15 protein-coding genes are annotated in these 15598 nt (G+C 43.8%); 7 read left to right on the top strand and 8 right to left on the bottom strand.

The features are described 5' to 3' along the window. Window positions 1–99 precede the first annotated feature (99 nt). Genes mnmC through B3Q46_RS05575 form a run of 4 tightly spaced genes read right to left on the bottom strand, consistent with a single transcriptional unit; the run spans window position 100 to window position 3513 of the window. Window positions 100–2007, bottom strand: a complete 1908-nt coding sequence (mnmC, locus tag B3Q46_RS05590; protein WP_286713932.1) for an FAD-dependent 5-carboxymethylaminomethyl-2-thiouridine(34) oxidoreductase MnmC — start codon at window positions 2005–2007, stop codon at window positions 100–102. Window positions 2008–2046: 39 nt separating this feature from the next. Next, entirely contained in the window at window positions 2047–2565 is a 519-nt protein-coding gene (locus B3Q46_RS05585) for a hypothetical protein (RefSeq protein WP_005233837.1), read from the bottom strand. A 5-nt stretch (window positions 2566–2570) separates the two neighbouring features. Further along, a complete protein-coding gene (locus B3Q46_RS05580; RefSeq protein ID WP_004783657.1) occupies window positions 2571–2873 on the bottom strand; it encodes a YciI family protein in 303 nt (100 codons plus the stop codon). Window positions 2874–2901: 28 nt separating this feature from the next. Continuing rightward, window positions 2902–3513, bottom strand: coding sequence for a septation protein IspZ (locus B3Q46_RS05575; protein ID WP_005233839.1), 612 nt, complete (start codon window positions 3511–3513; stop codon window positions 2902–2904). A gap of 44 nt (window positions 3514–3557) precedes the next feature. Here B3Q46_RS05575 and B3Q46_RS05570 point away from each other — a divergent pair, with 44 nt between their 5' ends. Then, window positions 3558–4409 (top strand): PHP domain-containing protein, encoded by an 852-nt coding sequence (locus tag B3Q46_RS05570; protein ID WP_286713928.1) that lies wholly within the window; start codon window positions 3558–3560, stop codon window positions 4407–4409. A gap of 78 nt (window positions 4410–4487) precedes the next feature. Here B3Q46_RS05570 and B3Q46_RS05565 read toward each other — a convergent pair whose 3' ends face one another. Both B3Q46_RS05565 and radC read right to left on the bottom strand, forming a co-directional pair. Next, entirely contained in the window at window positions 4488–5399 is a 912-nt protein-coding gene (locus B3Q46_RS05565; RefSeq protein WP_005233841.1) for a bestrophin family protein, read from the bottom strand. Window positions 5400–5470: 71 nt separating this feature from the next. Further along, complete coding sequence (gene radC / locus B3Q46_RS05560) at window positions 5471–6166, bottom strand: RadC family protein (protein WP_286713925.1); 696 nt, start codon at window positions 6164–6166, stop codon at window positions 5471–5473. 113 nt (window positions 6167–6279) lie between these two features. Between radC and coaBC the strand changes: the two genes are divergently transcribed. Together coaBC and B3Q46_RS05550 are read left to right on the top strand one after the other, a co-directional pair. Continuing rightward, entirely contained in the window at window positions 6280–7554 is a 1275-nt protein-coding gene (gene coaBC, locus B3Q46_RS05555) for a bifunctional phosphopantothenoylcysteine decarboxylase/phosphopantothenate--cysteine ligase CoaBC (protein WP_286713923.1), read from the top strand. Between the two features lie 224 nt (window positions 7555–7778). Then, on the top strand, window positions 7779–8291 hold the full coding sequence (locus B3Q46_RS05550) for a hypothetical protein (RefSeq protein ID WP_104425731.1): 513 nt from the start codon (window positions 7779–7781) through the stop codon (window positions 8289–8291). 49 nt (window positions 8292–8340) lie between these two features. Here the strand turns inward: B3Q46_RS05550 and dusA are convergent, their stop codons facing one another. Next, window positions 8341–9363 (bottom strand): tRNA dihydrouridine(20/20a) synthase DusA, encoded by a 1023-nt coding sequence (dusA, locus tag B3Q46_RS05545; protein ID WP_286713920.1) that lies wholly within the window; start codon window positions 9361–9363, stop codon window positions 8341–8343. A 294-nt stretch (window positions 9364–9657) separates the two neighbouring features. On the opposite strand from dusA, the gene B3Q46_RS05540 reads away from it, so the two are divergent. Continuing rightward, complete coding sequence (locus B3Q46_RS05540) at window positions 9658–10302, top strand: HEPN domain-containing protein (protein ID WP_286713918.1); 645 nt, start codon at window positions 9658–9660, stop codon at window positions 10300–10302. Between the two features lie 6 nt (window positions 10303–10308). Here the strand turns inward: B3Q46_RS05540 and B3Q46_RS05535 are convergent, their stop codons facing one another. Next, window positions 10309–11496 carry an MFS transporter gene (locus B3Q46_RS05535; RefSeq protein ID WP_286713916.1) on the bottom strand — a complete coding sequence of 396 codons (1188 nt, stop codon included), beginning with the start codon at window positions 11494–11496 and terminating at the stop codon, window positions 10309–10311. A gap of 969 nt (window positions 11497–12465) precedes the next feature. Here B3Q46_RS05535 and B3Q46_RS05530 point away from each other — a divergent pair. The 3 genes from B3Q46_RS05530 to B3Q46_RS05520 are packed head-to-tail and all read left to right on the top strand — an operon-like array spanning window position 12466 to window position 15377. Then, window positions 12466–13593, top strand: coding sequence for a Re/Si-specific NAD(P)(+) transhydrogenase subunit alpha (locus B3Q46_RS05530; RefSeq protein WP_034170850.1), 1128 nt, complete (start codon window positions 12466–12468; stop codon window positions 13591–13593). Between the two features lie 11 nt (window positions 13594–13604). Beyond that, window positions 13605–13928, top strand: a complete 324-nt coding sequence (locus tag B3Q46_RS05525) for a proton-translocating transhydrogenase family protein (RefSeq protein ID WP_004783638.1) — start codon at window positions 13605–13607, stop codon at window positions 13926–13928. A 3-nt stretch (window positions 13929–13931) separates the two neighbouring features. Then, window positions 13932–15377: an NAD(P)(+) transhydrogenase (Re/Si-specific) subunit beta gene (locus B3Q46_RS05520; protein ID WP_286713911.1), complete on the top strand. Its 1446-nt coding sequence runs from the start codon at window positions 13932–13934 to the stop codon at window positions 15375–15377. Window positions 15378–15598: the final 221 nt, after the last annotated feature.

The following is a 15598-nucleotide window of genomic DNA, read 5'->3' as shown; positions in this document are numbered from 1 at the left end:
TTCTTCAAAGCCCCTTTTTTTAAAGAGGGGGTTAAACTCTTTCTAAAATCTCTCCCTTGCGGAACAGTGTTCCTCCCCCTTTATTAAAGGGAAGGCTCTTTAATCTTGAGGCTTAAAATAAGGCTTCTTGGCTTTTACCTTCTTTTGAAAGCGTGTCACGTCGAGTTTCTTTACCAAGTTCGAAGGTGCGGGACAGGCTTCCCCTAAAATCTGGGCAGCCAGAATTTCACTACACAGTGGTGCAAATAGAAAACCTTTAGAGCCGAGACCAGCAAAACTATAAATCTCTTCATCTGCTTTCATTTTTCCGAGTAAAGGAAAATAATCCTGACTCTGGGCACGTACTGCTGCTCGACCTTGCCAGGTTTCGGTAGGTGGTAATAACTGTGCATATTCAGGAAAGACACTGTGGATAAGTTTATAATTATGCACATGATCTTCTATTAAGACTTCTGCATCATCCCGGCCTGGATAGAAGGAAGCACCCAAAATCAGTTGTTCGGGATTGAGCTGCATACAGTAACCGCCATAACTATAGGCTGTATCCTGATGTAAGGGCTGATCGTGATTATTGACCCAGCTAACCTGTCCACGAATCGGTTTCAGGATTGGATAATTTTTGAAGAATTGCTGGGTATCACGTGCGGTACATACAATGATGTGATCAAACTTGCCTAAGGATTGCTGATCTGCAAATAACTCAGGTTGTTCAGCAGCCTCAATATGACTAATTTGGGCTTGTTTATACTGAATAAGAGGATGCTGCAAAATTTCATCACGCAGTTGATGGGGTGAAACTGCGCCCGCTGCTAATAGTTTTAAAGCTGGAAATTCAGTTTGAATCTCTTGGTCTGCTGCACTTTGAGCAGAAAGAATGTCTGCGGGATATTCATCTACCAATCCTAAAAGCTGTTCAGGATTTTTTAAGGCAAGCTGATTGACCTGAATTGAGCGAAAAGCTTTAAATTTCTGATAATGATTTAAGGCATGCTGCCAGGCCACCGTCATCAGATGTTCAGCACTTTGCTCAACTGGACACAGTTTAGGATTAAGCAGGGCAAGGGGATTGCCGGAACCGCCTGAAAGAGGCGCTGACTGGTCGTAAATCGTGACTTGATGACCACGCTGAGCGAATGTCAATGCCGTACTTAAACCTGCGATTCCAGCGCCAATCACAGCGATTTGACGAGGTCTGGTAGGACTCTCTAGATCTGGTTCAGTTTTTTTTTGAGCAATTTCCAGCTCTAAAACCGTTTCACTGTCTTTATTTTTTTCAACAGGATTCCAGATCGCTTTCAGCATTTCACGTTTATGCCCAAACCCACGTGGACGGGAAATGGAGATTCCATGCTGTTTTAAACCACGCTTTAAGACACCTGCAACACTGAAAGAAGCAAAAGTCGTTCCGATCTCGGATAAACGCACGATGTTATTTAAAACATTTTCTTCCCACATGTCCGGATTACACGAAGGTGCGAAGCCATCTAGAAACCAGGCATTAACTGGTGCAGTTTTTTCAATAACAGGAAAGACATCATGTGCATCTCCCAGCCACAGATCCAGACTGAAACGTTCTTCAGGAAAGCTGAGACGATGACAACCGGCAATCGGCATTGGATATTGGGAAATGAGTTGATCTGCTAGTGGCTTCAATTCTGGCCAGGCATTTAAGGCGCGAATTAAATCTGCTTTAGAAAGCGGAAATTTTTCTACTGAAATTGCATGCAGATGACTTTGATTATCTGGACGAACCTGTTGCCACAGCTGCCACAAAGCCAGAATATTTAAACCCGTACCAAAACCCGTTTCACCGACACAGAAATATGCAAAAGGTTTTAAATCGGCCAGGCGGGTACGAAGGTCATTACCATTTAAAAAGACATGCCGGGTTTCCAGCAATCCATTGTCTTTGGAAAAATACACATCACCAAATTGCTTGGACACAGGCACATCAATGCCATCCACTAATTGCCAATCCAGATCGGCAGTTTGAATTGCATACGACAAAACGGGTACAACCTTAAAGATATTTGGAAAGCTTATAGATTACCACTGACGGCGACGTTTAGTATAAACATAGCTTGCAATGAGAAAGCCAAGTAATACACCGACCGCCAAAGTTGCAGCACCGTAGAGAAACATCTGGGCACTACGTTCACTTTGCAGGACCTGTACCTGAACCCCGAGATTGTCGTTCTTGAGCTGCAATTCCTGATTTTGTGACAGGGCTTCCAGATTGGCTTTTTCCAGTTGCTGTAGACGCGTTGCCTGATCTTTGACTAAAGCTTTGACTTTGGCATCTTGCTGGGCTTTCTGCTTGGCAATTTCTTCTGCAGTGAGCGGCTTTTTCTCAGTCGGCTGAACAGTCTGAGCAGTTGTCGCAACTGCTGGAATAATTCCAGCCTGCTGTGCAGAAGTGCCCTGAGCAGGTGCTTGCGTGGTAACAGCTTGAACAAGAGTAGCTGCTGGCTGTGTAGCCGGGGCAGCTGGAGCAGAAACTTCAACAGCCCAGGCAGAAGGAATCATGAAACAAAAGCCAATGAAACTGGCGGTAACAGCGCGCATGAACCTTATCCTTTAGGAAATGCTTTGTTAAATGGTTTCACATCAATATGCGCGTATACACCTTCTTTCAGGAATGGCTCATCCTGTAACCATGCATCCAGTGCTTCACGACTGTCAAAATCAACGATGATGGTACTGCCATAGAAACCGGCTTGTGGATTGGCTGGATCTTTAGGCATGGCACCTGCAACAATCAGACGACCTTCAGCATCTAACTGTTCCAGACGTGCAAGATGTTGTGGACGAATCGCAAGGCGTTTTTCAACTGTACCTTCGCGGTCGGTACAGCTAACGACGAATAATGGCATGATGACTCTCTATCGTTTGTAGTTGGACTTATTCAGCTGTTCTAAAGTATTTACGTAATACAATAAACTGAATAATGATAAAGGAAAACATCACGATCATGTCACCGAATGCAGTAAATTCGCCCCAATATTTTCCATCCATCCATAAATAGGCGAAGAAAGTATGCAGAAATGACATGAGAGTAAACATACCGACCCAGGCATAGTTTAATTTAAGCCAGCCTTTGGCACTCAAATTGAATACCGGTCCAAACAGACGCTGGATGAGTGGCTTCTTATCTTTGCTAAACCATGGCGATAATAGGAAGACGCCGGCAAAGACCAGATTCAGTAATACAGCTTTAAGACGGATATAGAAATCGTCGCTGAGCATCAGGGTAATACCACCGAAGATCACTGTCATAAACAGAACGATCCATTGCTGTTTGTCCAGGCGGAATTTTTGCATGACAAATAACGCACCATAAACCACCAGCATGGAAATGATCAGACCCGTAGTTGCAACGAGAATATTGTTATTGTCGACACCCCCCGCAGAACCGATCAATTGTAAAAGTTGATGGTCAGTGTCTTTTGGATCTACAGTTTTATATAAATAAAAGAAAATAATGAGTGGCACAAAGTCTAAAAGTGCTTTCATGTTAGAGTATCTAAATCTGATCAAATAAATGTCATAGTATAGAGATGCACGGCGTAGATTTACATACACATAGTAATATTTCTGATGGAACTTTGAGTCCTCGGCAATTGGTCGAAGCGGCTGCGGACAAACTTATCCATACTTTGGCCCTCACTGATCATGACACCATGGACGGTTTGGTGCTGGCTGAAGAAGCTGCCAAAAATCATGAGATTAAGATAATTTCTGGAGTCGAGATTTCCAGCCAATGGTCACGTCCAGCGACCAAGAAAAATTATGGCGTACATATTGTGGCACTCAATGTTCAGAATCCTGAGCCGTTACAAAAAGCCCTCAATCAGCAGAAGATCATTCGTGCCGAACGCTCTAAACAGATCTGTGATCTTCTGGTTCCTTTAATAGGCCAGAATATTTATGCTGACGTGATTGCCAAAGTTGACAATATTCCTGATCGGGTTACCCGAACCCATATTGCCAAAACGCTGGTAGAAAAAGGCATTGTGACCCGTCCACAGCAGGCCTTTGATAAGTACATCAAGGAAGGTAAAAAGGCTTATGTCAAATTTGATGGTCTGGGTCTGGAAGAAACCATTCAGGTCATACATGACAGCGGTGGCTTTGCCGTGCTAGCTCATCCAACCCGTTATGACTTATCAGCCACCAATATTCGCTATCTGATCGAGATCTTCGCCAAGTTTGGTGGAGATGCGGTGGAGCTACCGCCAGCCATTGATCCAAGTTCAACCCGTCAGATGGTCGACCGGATGATTGCAGAACAAGGTTTGAAAGTTTCGATCGGAAGTGATTTTCATGGCGATAATATGCCTTGGGTTAAACTGGGCCAAGTCCCAAGCCTAAAACCAGGGCAGATCGGGATCTGGGAGAGTTTTGTTTAATGCGTTAAGCAGTAGTCGCAACACTGCTACGCATCCCAGTGTGAAAGAGTTCTCTCTTTTGATAAGAGAGGTAATCTATTAAAGCAAATTATTATCTTGAGCCTGAATCGGTGGTGGTGTCGGTTTACCTAAAGTTCCCAAGAGTTCAATTTCAATAGTACGAACCATAGAATCAAGTGGTAAGTCATTGCTTTGTGTACCAAAAGGCTCTTCAATTTCTGAGCTTAAAGCATCCAGTCCTAGGAAGGTATAAGCGAGAATGCCGACCAGAAAAGGGGTGAATAAACCTAAGGTTGCACCAAGGCTAAACGGCAGAATAAAACAGAAGAAATAAACAGTACGATTCAACAGAACTGAATAAGCAAAAGGTAAAGGAGTCGTCGCAATCCGGTCACAACCTGTCTGCACAATACTGAGTTCCGCGACATGATTATTCATCTGCATATAAATGATGTCAGAGATTTCACCTTCTTTGAGAGCCTGCATCAGCTCCCATTGAATCAGACTCAAGGTATATTGCGGGGCATTGGCCTGTTGATAAAGCTGAGTAATTGCTTGCTGGCTCATTCCACTGGTTTCCACTAGCTCAGTCGGATTGGCTGTCTGATGGCGTAGACGGTCACGCAGGACATTTGCGAAAACGATGACATGCTGAATCACACGTTCACGACGACCTTGGGACAACATCCGGCAGTCACGGTCAAAATGACGTGCATTGGCAATCAGAATACCCCAGAGTTTACGTGCTTCCCACCAGCGGTCGTAACAGGCAGTGTTTTTAAATCCGAGAAAGATAGACAGCACCACACCGATGAGGGTAAAGCCAACGAGAGGGAGTTCTGGAAAATGAAAGTAACCTACACGTGAAAAACCACCAATAATGGCTGAAATCAGCATGACCACGCCTAAAGGAGGTAGAACCTTAGGTAAAATCGTTCCTCGCCAGGAAAATAATAATTTAAAAACGTCCTGCTGGTCACGTACGATCATTTATTGGAATCATCACAATTTTTTTCATGATCTTCTTGAGTTGTAGCTGCTTTGTCAAGTGCTATTCCCCCTTAGGCTTCAGGTTTGATGAGTTGCTGCTCAGCAAAGGAAAAACTGCCTTCCAGAGCAATAATACAATGATCAATTAAACGGATATCGACCAGTCGACATGCCTGTTGAATCTGGCGGGTCAGATACAGGTCAGCCTTAGAAGGAGTGGCTTGGCCCAAGGGATGATTATGCGCAATCACAATTGAAGTTGCCTGTTGGGTAATGGCATATCTGAGCAACTGATTAATTGAAATATCACATGCATTCACAGAGCCATAAAACAGCTTTTTAAACGCAATTTTCCTTAAACTGGCGTCCAGACACAGGACCGCGAACACTTCCTGATTTTCACCCAATAATTCGAAACGTAAATAATCCCGCAGTCTTTTTGAATTACTTAGTTCTAAGGCATCCTGTTTAAGATGCTCGGCAGTATAACGCCGTCCTAATTCTTTAACCGCCATCAGTTGGGTATATTTGCTGATACCCATACCATGAAACTGACTGACTTCCTGTAAGGGTGCATCGAGTAAAGCAGTTAAATGGCCAAAATGTTGAATCAGTAGTCGGGCTAATTCTACGGCTGAATGCTGTTGTGAACCTGATCGGAGAAAAATGGCCAGCAGTTCCGCATCAGATAAACTTTCTGCCCCAAATTGAATTAAACGTTCCCGCGGCCGTTCCAGTTCAGGCCAGTTTTTGATTGAAAATCGCATAGTTATTAGACTTATTTATTATGAATTATGAGTTTTCCCTGAAGCTGATCTCTTGGGAATGCAATTATTTAATGCTATTGTGAGCCCCACTGCAACAGAAAGGTAAGCTGTTCGTGAGCTTTGATCTAAGTGTAATTCCTCATAAAAATATCATTTTAGCAGTCACTGGCGGTATTGCTGCCTATAAAAGTGCCATTCTGGTTAGACGTCTGAAAGATGCCGGGTTTAATGTGCGGGTTGTCATGACTCAAGGCGCACAGGCTTTCATTACTCCTTTGACCTTTCAAGCTTTGTCAGGCAATCCGGTACATACCGAGTTGCTGGATCCTGAAGCAGAAGCGGGCATGGGGCATATCGAGCTGGCACGTTGGGCTGATCTGTTGTTGGTAGCGCCAGCCAGTTGCGACACGCTGGCAAAATTTGCTGCAGGTCTTGCAGATGATTTGCTCAGCACTTTGTATCTGGCTACCAATGCACCGGTCTGGGTAGCACCAGCGATGAACCAGCAGATGTGGGCTGCCAAAGCGACACAGCGTAATCTGGCGACTTTGATTGAAGATGGCGTACATGTGATTATGCCGAATGCCGGTTCGCAAGCCTGTGGTGATGTAGGCTTGGGACGTATGCCGGAACCGGAAGATCTGGCACGTCAGGTCACTGAGTATTTTCATAAGGCACAGCGCGCGATTGCAGAAAAATTTGGCATGCTGGCGGGCAAGCAAGTCACGATTACAGCTGGTCCGACCCGTGAAGCGATTGATCCGGTACGTTATATTTCCAACCATAGTACCGGGAAAATGGGTTTTGCATTGGCAGCGGCCTGTTATGCGGCTGGAGCGAATGTGACCCTGATCGCTGGCCCCGTAAGTCTGGATACACCGAATGGTGTCAAACGTAGAAATGTTTCTTCGGCAGTACAAATGCTGAATGAAAGTATGCAGATGCTGGAGCAGGGCTGTGACATCTTCATTGCGACCGCTGCAGTAGCTGATTATCGTGTCGCACAGATAGCTGAGCATAAGATCAAAAAAGCAGGCGATGAGCTGAATGTTGCTTTAATAAAGAACCCGGATATTGTGGCGACCATCGCACAGCAGGAAAAACGTCCATTTATGGTGGGCTTTGCTGCAGAAACCCGTAATATTGAAGAATATGCAGCGGGCAAACTGGTAGCTAAAAAACTGGATATGATTGCTTGTAATGATGTTTCGCGTGCGGATATTGGTTTTGCATCCGATGAAAATGCTATGACGGTATTCTTTGCCGAACACTATCATCTGGATAAGCGTGATCTGGACAAAGCTTCTAAACAGGAAATCGCCCAGCAGTTGGTTCAAGCGATCCATGATGCCTTGCACCATGATCCTGCTGCAGAAGATGATTTTTAAGTTTTCAATGACGGTTAAAGCCCTGACTGGTTTAGGGCTTTTTATTATCAGTTTTTTACTATTAAGTTAAAAAAATCGGTATGACATAAAAATAAAAACGACTTTATAGACTAAGGATTTATTTATTCATTTATTTAAAAAAAGTGTAAAATGGATCACAGAATAATCCAAAGATGAAAAGTTTTACACATCTGTAAAGCAGTGAGAGAACACAAGGGGGCGGGATGAAAAAAATCATAATGATATTGATGATCGCCTGTCTGGCTGGATGCAGCTATTTTGTATCGATTGATGAACTGGCCAAAAATATTCAAGGGCAAATGCAGCAAGAATTTAATGCCAATCCCAATTATCAGCATTATCGTCTGACTGTGGTAAATGTAAAAATCCGCCATCGCAAAGGCAATGAGTTTGAAGCAGTTTCACATCTGAATTATCAGGGCAATGAATATCCCATTAATGTCAAAATTTCAAAGGTGAATGGTGGTTATAGCTGGGCCATTGAAGATGATGCTTTTGCCTTTATCGATGAAATCGAGATTGAGAAATATCGTCAGCAACTGGATCGTGAACTGGAACAGCTAGCTTCATCACTCGATGATCTGGAACCTGTGAATGAACCTACCAGCATTGAGTTAGGGCCAGATGTCCGCCCAGTTACAGAACCTGTCCTGCAAGCGGCTTCCTATGATGAAGAACCGATTCCGGTCGGAAATATTACGGCCTATACCCACTAATTTTTATTTTAGGTCATCAAAAAGCACCGGATCTCGGTGCTTTTTGATTTTAAGGCTGAACTTGATGTTCACGCAGATAATCTTCAGTGCGCTGCATGGCTTCCTGAATATTCGATAATGCTGTTTCTACATCTTTTAGCGTTTTGGCATTGCCACCACTTAAAGCCTGACGCCATTTGCGTGCACCTGGCAAGTTTTGGAATAAACCTAAAATATGACGGGTAATAATCGACAAGGGGGCACCTTCAGCCATACGTTGGGCAATATAAGGCAGCATCTGTTGCATGATCTCAAAACGGTCCGGTGCTTCGAGATTCCATAGTTGCCCCAGCTCAGCTAACAGGTACGGGTTGTGATAGGCTTCGCGGCCAATCATCACGCCATCAACATGCTTGAGATGTTCAAGCGTGTCTGCGTAGGTTTTAATCCCGCCATTTATTTCAATGGTCAGTTCCGGACGGTCCTGCTTCAGGCGGTAAACATCTTCATAGCGCAGTGGCGGGATTTCACGGTTTTCTTTAGGTGAAAGACCTTGGAGTAAAGCAATTCGCGCGTGCACGATGAAATTATCGCAACCGGTTTTGGCGACCGTATCCACAAAATGCAGCATTTCTTCATAAGAATGCATGTCATCAATACCAATGCGGTGTTTCACACTCACCGGAATATCAACGGCATTACGCATTGCATCAATACATTCCGCGACTAGATCAGGTTCGGCCATCAGGCAGGCACCGATTTTATTATTTTGTACCCGGTCACTCGGACAGCCGACATTCAGGTTAACTTCATTATAACCCCAGTCCTGAGCCATTTTAGTACAAGTTGCCAGATCTTGAGGATTGGAACCGCCGAGCTGTAACACAATCGGATGTTCTTCTTGATTGAAGTCCAGATGACGTTTGGCATCGCCATGAATGATGGCGCCCGTAGTCACCATTTCGGTATATAAAATGACATTTGGATTAAACAGGCGCGCAAAGAAACGATAATCTTTGGTGGTCCAGTCCATCATCGGCGCAACACTGATGCGAGGTTGAAGTTTGTTTTCAATGGTGCTGAGATCAGTCATTCAAAATCACGCCTTAAATGAAATGGAAGAGAAATAGCAGTACAAGAATGAGCAGGAATTGCTGGAAATCTGCTCAAAAAAGCAGTACTGCAAAAAGAGGGCGTAATACTAGCATAAAATTTGCATGACCAAAGGCTGAACTGCATGAGGATCTATAACTGTCATTCCAATAAAGATATTTAACAAGAGAAATTGTGGGAATTGAAAAAATAAACTCCCAGTCATTCGGCAATGCTATATTTTGAGATATTTAAGATTAAGATAAAGAAAACGAAATAAATAAGGAGAATAACGATGCTCATGTTGGAGGAGATTTATAAAAGCAAAAAACCTCAGCATTCAGACTATTTTAATTTACGGATTCAACGGGGACTTAGTTGGTTTAAAAAAGCATTAGAGCTGGATGAGGAACTAGAGTTTAAGTTTATTAGCCTGTGGATCAGTTTTAATTCGATTTATGCACAAGAAACAGAGGTTCGTCAGGATCAACAAAGCCTGCATCAATTTCTGGAAACCCTCTGTCAAAAAGATGTGGAACAAAAACTTCAGCATATTGTCTGGGAGAAATACAACCAGCCAATTTCTGCACTGCTGGATAGCCCTTATACCGATCAAGGTTTCTGGGATTATCGCCATCATAAAGTCAGTCTGGAAAGCTGCCGTGAAGCATTAGACCAGCAAAAACAGAAAATACAAAAGGCTGTACAGGAACGAAATTTAAGTGAAATTTTATTGGTGATTTTTAACCGTCTTTCCACCTTGCATTATCAGCTTATGCAGGGTGGTGCGACTTATCAGAGCTCATTTAACGTCAAACAGCTCCAAGACAGTTGCCGGGTTTTGGCCGGGTTGCTGCCCACTTTTATCTGCATTCTTTTGGAAAATGCAGCAACTTGGGATTCGGGTAAACCTTATTACCCAGTCGTACAAGTCAGCTAAATTTGTTTAAGCTTTTGCTCGATGCTGCTGCCATTGATCAATTAGTGCAAACAGGGTGGCGCATAGTGCCAAGCCAAGTCCAAACAGACAGGTCATGCTCCAGCCACCATGATGCCAGGCATAAACCCCCAAGGCAGAACCACAGGCACCACCAATAAAATACAGCGTCATGTAAATAGAGTTCAGGCGTGATTTGGCATCTGGGCGCAAGCGGAAAATCACGTTCTGATTACAGCTATGAGTAATCGCCAGGCCTAAGTTAATCAGGGCATAACCTAGAATATAACTGAGCAGGGATACGCCACCAAAATATAAAAATAGCCAGCTTCCTGCCAAAATTGAACAGCCAATCCAGGTTAGGATCTTGATATAGCCACGATCCGCCCATTTGCCAATAACCTGAGTCGACAGCGCACCAAAAACACCAACTAGTGTTACTAGGCCCACCATCACATCAGAAAGATGAAAAGGGTTCTGGGTCAGCAGCAGGGCAATGGTTGAAAACAGCATGCTCATGGCTGCAAAGGCACATGCACCAATCAGGGAGCGTAAGCCTAGTCGCGGTTCCTCACGCAGTAGCATACCCATGGATTTAAAAATTGCTGCATAGCTGATACGCATACGCGGCATGCTGGGCAATTGTCCTTTTAAGTAAAAGCCCAAAACCAGCAGTGCCATACTACTGAGCGCATAAATGGTTTTCCAGTGAAACAAGTCTGAAAGAAGTCCGGCAATACTGGTCGACAATAAGATACCGACTAATAAACCACTCATAAGAAAGCCGACCACTTCTCCGGTTTTTTCAGGTCGGACAGCCATCGTAGCTAATGGAATCAGAATCTGGGCAGCAACAGAAAATAGCCCGGCAATAATAGTGCCCACCCAGAGCATCGGCAGGTTGACTGCTGTGGCACAGATCAGCAAGCCTAATGCGGCACCAAACATCAAAAAAGGAATGAGTCTGGACTTATTCAGCATGTCTCCCAAAGGCACAATAAACAGCAGGCCCAAGGCATAAGACACCTGCGCAAAGGTCACGGTCAGCGCCACTTGGGATTCTGGTACCTGGTAATATTGCTGAATTGAGGAGATGAGCGGTTGGCAATAATAGTTTGCACCTGCACATAAACCACATGCGATCGCCATCAGCCATAACAGGGATTTATTTTGACTGATATCGAGAGGAGGAGTCATGGCAAGTACCTTAAGCTCAGGGAGAATTTTTATAAAGCACATCAAAGATGATGCATAAGTTGCAGGCACTATAGGCGAAAACCCGTCAGGATAAAAGTAGAAAAATAGTGCAAAGTGCTCGAACTCCTAGAGGAGAAATGCCACAAAAAAGTACTTTTCTGGATTGATAAGAGATGAAAATTCGCTAGAAATTTAATTTTTTTACTTAAGAAAATGGACTTGGAAGCGCTTTGTATTAAGTCATCTCATTTAAGACTAAGTGACAGAGATCCATCTGAATCAGTGATTGCCCAAAATTGGTGCAAAATGAAGAATTTGTAAATCTGACAGTGGACTGAGTATTAATATAATAAATGTTGCAGAATATTTTTTTCTCTTATTTTAGGTAAGTCTTAAGACTTGAGCTGAATAAGTCAAATAAGGGAATCCCTAATCAATTTTTTCATCATCAATTCATATTTTTTATGAGTGAAAAATGAAAAAGTTATAGGAAAACAGTATTTTTAGGTCTTAAAAATGAATAGTTCAAAGTAGATTAAATTTGTCAAAAAGGTCAAAAAATAGAAAGCTGCCCTAGAAAAGTGCCTTAATTTAAGCTTTATCAGTTCATTTGAAATAAAGATTTGCTGAGTAGAAAAAATGAAATATCTGTCAGAATGATCAATGTAACAAAATAAAACAAAAAGTAGTCTAATAAAAAATAACCAGGAAAACAGTCATCGTTCAAGAGAATGAATATCGTTTATAAATTCAGCAAATCAAAATAATCAGGCTGAACTAATAAATGGTATATGACAGCATCATTTTTATGAATCATCAGTTCAAAATATGGGTATTTATTAAATAAATAATAGGTAGTAATTTCTAGAAGTTTAATTAGAATCCAAAAATTCAACAAAAACACATCCTGAGGGGAAGCACTGTAAATCACGGTGTTTACTTAAGAAAAAATTAGCTTGAGGGACGCTCATGCAGATTGGAATTCCAGCCGAAACTGTCGTCGGTGAAAATCGCGTCGCTGCGACGCCTGAGACAGTAAAGAAATTGATCAGCGCTGGTCATAGTGTGGTGATCGAACGTGGAGCAGGTGTTAAAGCTGCCTACATCGACAGTGCCTATGAGCAAGTTGGTGCCAAAATTACGGATGATGCCTACACCGGTAGCCAGATAGTTTTGAAAGTTCGTGCACCGAAGGGTGAGGAAATTCAAAAGCTGTCAGCCAACACCACGGTTGTAGCGATGTTTGACCCATACCGCAATACCGAGCTTGACCAGTTCGCGGCACAGAATGTGTCTGCATTTGCTCTTGAGCTTTTGCCACGTACTTTGTCACGTGCGCAAAACATGGACGTATTGTCTTCGCAAGCGAACCTTGCAGGTTATAAATCAGTGCTTTTAGCTGCTGCTGAATATCAGCGCATGTTCCCAATGCTGATGACAGCGGCAGGTACGGTAAAACCGGCTCGTGTCGTGATCATGGGTGTCGGGGTAGCAGGACTTCAAGCGATTGCAACAGCGAAACGTCTGGGTGCAGTCGTAGAAGCAACTGACCTTCGTCCGACTGCCAAAGATCAGGTTGAGTCTTTGGGTGGTAAATGGCTAGACGTACCGATGTCTCCTGAAGAGCAAGCACGTGCTGATGAAGCAGCTAAAAACGGTTATGGCTGGATGCCAGGTGAACAGTACATCAAAGACCAGGCAGCGATTGTCGATAAAGCGGTATCGAATGCCGATATCGTGATTACCACTGCATTGTTACCAGGTCGTGATGCACCGCGTTTAATCCGCGCTGAAACTGTAGCCAAGATGAAACCAGGCTCAGTCATTCTGGATATGGCAGTGGAATCAGGCGGTAACGTGGAAGGTTCTAAGTGCGGCGAAACTGTTGTGACTGAAAATGGTGTGAAGATTCTGGGTGTTCCAAATATTCCATCAACGGTGTCGACTGAAGCTTCAGCGCTATATGCACGTAACGTGTATAACTTTGTTGAAACACTTTTTGATGCAGATAAGAACTTTGTCCTGAATCAGGAAGATGAAATTCAAAAAGCCCTACTTGTCACTCACGGCGGCCAAGTGCTGTTAAAACGTGGTTAAGGAGCAGACTCATGGTTGAAACAATTACGATTTTCGTCCTGGCCATCTTCGTGGGTTACTACGTGGTTTGGGGGGTAACACCAGCACTACATACGCCATTGATGGCGGTGACCAATGCCTTGTCTTCGATCATTATCGTGGGCGCAATGATTCAAACTGTTGGCTTGCCAATGGTGGGCGTTGAAGGCAGCGTGGATTTCCAGACCATTAACGTGGTGAGTGTACTGGGGGCAATCGCAGTATTTCTGGCGAGCATTAATATTTTCGGTGGCTTTGCCGTGACTGCACGTATGCTGGAAATGTTCAAACCGAAGCAAAAGAAAAAAGAGGGTTAAACCATGGAATTTATTCGAGAGTATGCGGATTGGTTCTACCTGATTGGCGCCGTTCTTTTTATCTTAACGCTACGTGGTTTGTCTGGCCCTAAAACTGCAATTGCAGGTAACCGTTACGGTATGATCGCAATGGCGATTGCTGTAGTGACCACATTCTTTGTTGCTGAAAATCCAGTAGTCTGGATGATTCTTGCAGCAATGGCTGCGGGTGCAGTGGTGGGTATTGCGCGTGCACGTACTGTACCAATGACCCAGATGCCAGAAACTGTGGCACTTATGCACTCACTGGTGGGTCTGGCTGCGGTACTGATTGCAGTTGCAGCAATTATCCACAACAACAAGCTGGTTGAATTAGGACCAGACCTGTTAGCTGCAAATGGTGTAAGTTTCCATGAAATGAGCAAGGTTCACCTGTTTGAACTGTTTGTGGGCTGTTTTGTGGGTGCGATTACCTTTACTGCTTCCGTATTTGCATACGGTAAGCTGGCTGCAAAGAAATGGGCAAAAACCATTTCAGGTAGCTGGGTAAAACCGGTTCAGGCTCTGATCTTTATTGCAATGCTGGCAGCAGGGATTCACTTCTTCCTGACAGGTAGCATGACATCTTTCTGGGCAATGACTGGTCTTGCACTGGCATTTGGATGGGTATGGATTGCACCAGTAGGCGGTGGCGATATGCCGGTTGTGGTTTCGCTATTGAACTCATTCTCAGGCTGGGCAGCAGCAGGGATTGGTTTCACACTCGAAAACAACATGCTGATCGTTGCAGGTTCGCTGGTTGGTTCTTCAGGTGCGATTCTGTCTTACATCATGTGTAAAGCGATGAACCGTTCAATCATCAACGTATTGTTTGGTGGTGCGATGGGCGGTGCCGCTGCGCCGACAGCAGCTGCGGGTGCACAAGTGCAACGTAACTACCGTTCAGGTTCTGCAGATGATGCTGGCTTCTTAATGTCAAATGCAGACAGCGTTGTAATTGTACCGGGTTATGGTATGGCACAAGGCCGTGCACAAAACGCAGTCAAAGAGCTGGCAAACTTGCTGAAAGAGCAGGGCGTGACTGTACGTTTTGCGATTCACCCGGTTGCTGGTCGTATGCCAGGTCATATGAACGTATTGCTTGCAGAAGCTGACGTTCCTTATGAAGACATCCTGGAAATGGACGAGATCAACTCGGACTTCCCGGCAACTGACGTAGTACTGGTTATTGGTGCAAACGACGTTGTAAACCCGGCTGCAAAAGACGATCCGAACTCACCGATCTACGGCATGCCAATTCTGGAAGCTCATAAGGCACGTACCATCATGGTCATCAAGCGTTCTATGGCGACTGGTTATGCAGGTCTGGACAATGACCTGTTCTATAACGACAAGACTATGATGATTTTCGGTGATGCGAAGAAAGTTGTGGAAGATATGACCAAAGCGATTAATGGTACAGGTCACTAAGACTTTCCATTCGCTGAATCATCTAAAATCCTCCTTTTAAAAGGGGGATTTTTCCATTTAAATCACCGATAAATTCTCTCTCCTATATAAAAGATGAATTGGGAAGATTTACAAAATAAAATTAGCTACGGTGTTTTATTTTTAGAAAATTGGCCCGGATAAAATTGCAACAAAACGTTTAAAAAATAGGCTGAATGATTAAATCTGATCGCAAAACGAAT

Origin of the sequence: Acinetobacter sp. UBA2581 (assembly GCF_002339435.1) — a bacterium.
Lineage (GTDB): Bacteria > Pseudomonadota > Gammaproteobacteria > Pseudomonadales > Moraxellaceae > Acinetobacter > Acinetobacter variabilis.
This window is presented reverse-complemented; position numbering and strand designations above follow the sequence as displayed.

Bases quoted from the DNA above. Each gene is read 5' to 3' on its own strand.
- B3Q46_RS05585 (WP_005233837.1), bottom strand. From the start codon at position 2,565: ATGCGCGCTGTTACCGCCAGTTTCATTGGCTTTTGTTTCATGATTCCT.
- B3Q46_RS05580 (WP_004783657.1), bottom strand. From the start codon at position 2,873: ATGCCATTATTCGTCGTTAGCTGTACCGACCGCGAAGGTACAGTTGAA.
- B3Q46_RS05575 (WP_005233839.1), bottom strand. From the start codon at position 3,513: ATGAAAGCACTTTTAGACTTTGTGCCACTCATTATTTTCTTTTATTTA.
- B3Q46_RS05570 (WP_286713928.1), top strand. From the start codon at position 3,558: ATGCACGGCGTAGATTTACATACACATAGTAATATTTCTGATGGAACT.
- B3Q46_RS05565 (WP_005233841.1), bottom strand. From the start codon at position 5,399: ATGATCGTACGTGACCAGCAGGACGTTTTTAAATTATTATTTTCCTGG.
- radC (WP_286713925.1), bottom strand. From the start codon at position 6,166: ATGCGATTTTCAATCAAAAACTGGCCTGAACTGGAACGGCCGCGGGAA.
- B3Q46_RS05550 (WP_104425731.1), top strand. From the start codon at position 7,779: ATGAAAAAAATCATAATGATATTGATGATCGCCTGTCTGGCTGGATGC.
- dusA (WP_286713920.1), bottom strand. From the start codon at position 9,363: ATGACTGATCTCAGCACCATTGAAAACAAACTTCAACCTCGCATCAGT.
- B3Q46_RS05540 (WP_286713918.1), top strand. From the start codon at position 9,658: ATGCTCATGTTGGAGGAGATTTATAAAAGCAAAAAACCTCAGCATTCA.
- B3Q46_RS05535 (WP_286713916.1), bottom strand. From the start codon at position 11,496: ATGACTCCTCCTCTCGATATCAGTCAAAATAAATCCCTGTTATGGCTG.
- B3Q46_RS05530 (WP_034170850.1), top strand. From the start codon at position 12,466: ATGCAGATTGGAATTCCAGCCGAAACTGTCGTCGGTGAAAATCGCGTC.
- B3Q46_RS05525 (WP_004783638.1), top strand. From the start codon at position 13,605: ATGGTTGAAACAATTACGATTTTCGTCCTGGCCATCTTCGTGGGTTAC.
- B3Q46_RS05520 (WP_286713911.1), top strand. From the start codon at position 13,932: ATGGAATTTATTCGAGAGTATGCGGATTGGTTCTACCTGATTGGCGCC.